Here is a 4,728-nt window from a genome sequence, read left to right on the forward strand (position 1 = left end):
ATTCTATCTATAATATTGTTGACCAGATTTTTATCGGGCAGGGCATCGGTTACCTGGGAAATGCTGCGACAACAGTAGCATTCCCGATTATGACGCTTCTGCTTGCATTTGGAACACTGATTGGTTCCGGAAGCAGCGCCCACGCGGCGATAAGGCTGGGCGAGAAAAAAGAAGATGAGGCAGAAAAAACTTTAAACAATGCCTTTGTCTTTACCATTTTAATAAGCGTTGTTTTAATGGCGCTCGGGCTTACATTTCTCCGTCCGATATTAAAGGTATTTGGGGCAACAGAGACAGTGATGCCCTATGCTGTTGATTATACATCAATCATACTGCTGGGAACCCCGTTCAACATGGTCAGCATTGTGCTTTCAAATCTGGCAAGAACTGATGGCCATCCCAGGCTTTCCATGTATGGCATGCTCATTGGAGCTGGTTTAAATACAATTCTTGACCCCATATATATCTTTGTATTTCACTGGGGTGTAAAGGGAGCTGCGGTTGCGACCATTACCTCGCAGATCATCTCAGCGATCGTCCTGAGCGTTTACTTTATGCGTTCGTCGAAGAATCCTCTCCATATGAGGATCAGAAGAAAGCAGATGAGGCTGAAAGGAAAACTTATCGGAAGTTTTCTGACACTTGGCATATCTTCCGGGATCACACAGTCCGTCGCCTGTATCATGCAGGTGGTGATGAATAATTCCCTTGTGTACTATGGCGATAAAAGTCCGATTGGCGGAGATGTTGCTTTGAGCGCAATGGGTATCGTAATGAAAATAGCCATGATTATGGGGGCGGTTGGTATAGGAGTTGGAATCGGAGCACAGCCCATCCTGGGATATAACCGGGGAGCCGGAAAATACCGCAGGATCAAAGAGACATACATATGGGCGGCAGTATCGGCTACGGTTTTGATCTTTCTTGGGTGGATCGTATGCCAGACCCGGCCGGAGGCGATAATCGGGCTTTTTGGAAAAGAAAACCAGGAGTTTACTGATTTTGCAGTAAAATGCCTGCGGACTTATCTGTTCAGCATTTTCTGTGCCGGTTTTCAAATTGTATCCACGAATTATTTTCAGGCAACGGGACAGCCATTAAAGGCTTCACTGCTTTCCATGCTCCGCCAGCTGCTCCTGCTGATACCACTGATCCTCATTCTGCCGCTTTTCATGGGACTGGATGGAATACTCTACTCCGCGCCTGTTGCGGATGTCGCGTCTGCAGTCATCGTTGCGCTTTTTATTGTTCCTGAAATGCGAAAACTGAATAATCAGATTAAAAAATAAAAGCAAGGAAAATCTTCCTTTTCCTATGTCGTTATGTGTATATTAATCCATTTTATAACAGATAATAGTATCAAATCGTATAAACGGATTAACAGATAAAGACAACGGAGGAATCGGAATATGAAAGCAACGGGAATTGTACGCCGTATTGATGACTTGGGACGTGTGGTGGTGCCGAAAGAAATCCGAAGGACACTTCGCATCCGGGAAGGTGAGCCGATGGAAATTTTCACCGGACGGGAAGGCGAGATCGTTCTGAAAAAGTATTCACCTATAGGAGAACTGAGTAAATATGCCAGAGAATTTGCAGATGCAATTTCTTTTGTTACGGGATGTCTTGCCTGTATCTCTGACCATGATCAGATCGTGGCAGCGGCGGGTCCGGAACAGAAGGAATATAATCAGAAAGCGATCAGCCCTGAACTGGAAAAAATGATCGCAAACAGGGAAAGTGCGCAGATTGCAGCAAACAGCGATAAACACATTCGTTTCGTGGAATCACAGGATGAGAATCATATGTCAGCAGTTATTCAGCCGATCATCAGTGCCGGTGACGCCATCGGGTCCGTTATCATTGCAAGCGGGAAAAAAGAGATAGGCGAAGCGGAGAAGAAAATGGCACAGATGGCGGCTGTTTTTCTCGGTAAGCAGATGGAAAACTAATAATGTGCGGACTCCTTCTTGACACCTTCTTCAGAAGTGTTATAATACTAGTAAAATATCCCCCCAGGGGGGATATGAGAAGGAGGGACTGTTATGTTAGTACAGATGAACAAAATGAATGAAACCGTAGTGCCGGATACACTTATTTTGCATGAAGGAAAACACGGAGTACTGGATGGGGTGGAGGATATGGACGATATCTTTGGCGTCCCGGATGAGGAACGCCATCACCGCCATCGCCATGAGGAAAGCGGCGAAAATAAAGGGAAAAAGAAAGATTCCATTTTCAGGAGACATCGCCGCGGGGAGTCCTGATGATGAAAAAAATGTTATGGAAGACCATGAGGTTCCCGGCGCTTATAGCGATTCTGATTGTTGTTGCTGCACTATTGGATTTTGGTCTGCACATACCGTTTACCATACCGTTTTCGGTTATTCCACTAACCCTGGCAGGGGGATATGTCTGCTGGTCGACAGTGTCCGCGGTAATTTCTTTAAAGAAGGTTACCGCAGGTGTTCTGGTAGTTTTTGCACTTGTCGGGACTACGTATGTAGGTGAATATCTGTCGGGAGCGATCGTATCATTTATGATGATCTTTGGGGAAGCGCTGGAAGAGCTTACGATGGAACGCACAAAAAATGCAGTCAGGGATCTGATATCCCTGGTTCCGCCTGTATGCAGAAAGTACATAGATGAGGAGTTCAGGGAAGTATCTATCAGGACAGTCCGCCCCGGAGATATCCTGAAGGTCATTCCGGGAGAACGGATACCCGTAGACGGTGTCATAATAAAGGGGCAGGCTTCTGTCAATGAAGCTTCTATAACCGGGGAGAGTCTGCCTGTAGATAAAACGGTCGATGATACGGTATTTGTGGGTGCGCTGAATGAAAACGGTGTTATCGAAATAAAAACTGTTAAGATCGGAAGCGATACAGTTCTGGGTAAGATCATCGGTACTGTTCGGGAAGCACAGGAGAATAAGGGAAGTACACAGAGAATCGCAGATACATTTGCAAATTATTTTCTGCCGGTGATACTTATTATCTGTGCAATCGTAGGGATTGCCACCAGAGACATTATGCGGGTGATGACAATTCTTGTGATTGCATGTCCGTGTGCACTGGTCCTTGCGACGCCCACGGCAGTGATCGCCAGTGTAGGAAACGCGGCAAAACGCGGAATTATCCTGAAGGGCGGCAGTTCGATTGAACGATGCGCTGAAATTACGGCGGTCTGCCTTGACAAGACGGGTACGCTGACAAAGGGCAGACCGAGAGTGGTATCCTTTGTCTCGTGGGGTTCTGAGCCAGAGACGCTGGAGGCGCTTGGAATTGCCGAGAAAAATTCGCAGCATCCGATAGCGGGTGCCGTCATAGACTATTTAAAAAATGTAAAGAAGATGGATATGTCCGGGGTTGCTGACGGCGAATTTGAAATGCTTTTTGGCAGGGGAGTCCGGGTGAGTGTGCAGGGCGCAGTTTATGAGGTGTCCAATAGGAAAATTCTCGAGAACTGTGAGCCTGATGATGGAAAGGCAGAGGAATTTCTGGACCGTGAAGAAAAGCTTGGAAGGACAGCCATGCTGATTGTCAGCGGACGGAGAATACTGGGCGGGATTTCCGTGGCAGATACGCTGAGGGAATCTGTCCCGGAGACGATACAGTCACTGCGGGAGATGGGGATTGACCGGATTGTGATGCTGACGGGGGACAATGAAGCCACCGCTAAGGAAATATGCAGCCAGGCGGGCATCACAGAATATCATGCAGGACTTTTACCGGATGAGAAGCTGAAGTATCTGGAAGAACTGAAAAAACAAGGCGAGAAAGTGGCGATGGTGGGGGATGGAGTCAATGATGCGCCGGCGCTGGCACTTGCAGATGTGGGGATTGCAATGGGAGCTGCCGGAACAGATGTGGCGGTGGAAACGGCCGATATCGCTTTTATGGCTGATAATATAGAGGCGTTTCCGTTTACGCTCGCGCTTTCAAGACGGACCGCGCATGTTATCCGGCAGAACATCATTGTATTTGCCTGTATTGTCAATATATGCGGTGTACTGCTGTCTGGGCTGGGCTTTCTGAACCCGGTTGTCGGCGCACTGATCCACAATGCTTCTTCTATATTTGTAGTGCTGAATTCATCGCGTATGCTGAGCTGGCATCTGTCTACATCAGATAAAACTCTTCGAGTGTCAGACCAGTCAGTGTGAGGTAAAGAGCCAGTGAACGTGTCACATACCGGATATGCCAGGGTTCCCAGGCATATCCGGTTATTTCCGTCTTGCAGGCCGGATAACGCAGGATAAAACCAAAAAGAGCAGCATTTTTGGCGAGCCATTTACCTTCTCTGGTGCGTGCAAACTCGTCGGTCAGATCATAGTCAATGCTTTTGCACGAGACATCAAGGGCCAGTCCGCTCTGATGTTCACTGGCACCCGGCGGTGCGATAAACAGGTTATCTTCCGGATCTTCAAGTATTGCGATTCTTTCGTCGTAGATTTCTTTCTGGCGTGCATACGACCGGTAGCCGGAAACCCCGTACAGCTGAATCCCTTCCCACCTCGCCTGGGCGAAGAGAAGGGCAGCCCAATCGGCGGCCTCTTTGCGCATCAGCTTTTTGCTGTCCCCGCGGGGAGCGCAGAATGGGAAGACGGCTTCCGTCAGGTCTTTTGGTACGTAGGTTTCTGATAAACGGTGTTCGCGATTGATGAGACGGGCATAGGAATTCATAAAAAACCTCCGGTATCTTAGCTTTTTACAGCGTATGACGACC

At 47.9% G+C, this 4,728-nt stretch carries 5 protein-coding genes; 4 read left to right on the top strand and 1 reads right to left on the bottom strand.

Annotation, left to right across the window (positions count from 1 at the left end; genetic code table 11):
• The 4 genes from MCG44_RS00095 to MCG44_RS00110 form a co-directional block, all read left to right on the top strand.
• Window positions 1-1,289, top strand: a 1,289-nt coding sequence (locus MCG44_RS00095) for an MATE family efflux transporter (protein ID WP_240286030.1), incomplete at its 5' end; no start/stop codon positions are given.
• Window positions 1,290-1,409: 120 nt separating this feature from the next.
• Window positions 1,410-1,952 (top strand): stage V sporulation protein T, encoded by a 543-nt coding sequence (spoVT, locus tag MCG44_RS00100; RefSeq protein WP_240286032.1) that lies wholly within the window; start codon window positions 1,410-1,412, stop codon window positions 1,950-1,952.
• 93 nt (window positions 1,953-2,045) lie between these two features.
• Window positions 2,046-2,267, top strand: a complete 222-nt coding sequence (locus MCG44_RS00105; protein WP_240286034.1) for a hypothetical protein — start codon at window positions 2,046-2,048, stop codon at window positions 2,265-2,267.
• A gap of 2 nt (window positions 2,268-2,269) precedes the next feature.
• Window positions 2,270-4,165, top strand: coding sequence for a heavy metal translocating P-type ATPase (locus tag MCG44_RS00110; protein ID WP_240286036.1), 1,896 nt, complete (start codon window positions 2,270-2,272; stop codon window positions 4,163-4,165).
• Here the strand turns inward: MCG44_RS00110 and MCG44_RS00115 are convergent.
• Window positions 4,122-4,685, bottom strand: coding sequence for a M15 family metallopeptidase (locus MCG44_RS00115; protein WP_240286038.1), 564 nt, complete (start codon window positions 4,683-4,685; stop codon window positions 4,122-4,124). The two genes, MCG44_RS00110 and MCG44_RS00115, sit on opposite strands and share 44 nt — an antisense overlap.
• Between the last annotated feature and the right edge of the window lie 43 nt (window positions 4,686-4,728).

Source organism: Lawsonibacter sp. OA9, assembly GCF_022440585.1.

What these genes read in the sequence shown, in the direction of transcription:
- MCG44_RS00110 (WP_240286036.1), top strand. Translation starts at nt 2,270, where the DNA reads ATGAAAAAAATGTTATGGAAGACCATGAGGTTCCCGGCGCTTATAGCG.
- MCG44_RS00115 (WP_240286038.1), bottom strand. Translation starts at nt 4,685, where the DNA reads ATGAATTCCTATGCCCGTCTCATCAATCGCGAACACCGTTTATCAGAA.
- MCG44_RS00105 (WP_240286034.1), top strand. Translation starts at nt 2,046, where the DNA reads ATGTTAGTACAGATGAACAAAATGAATGAAACCGTAGTGCCGGATACA.
- spoVT (WP_240286032.1), top strand. Translation starts at nt 1,410, where the DNA reads ATGAAAGCAACGGGAATTGTACGCCGTATTGATGACTTGGGACGTGTG.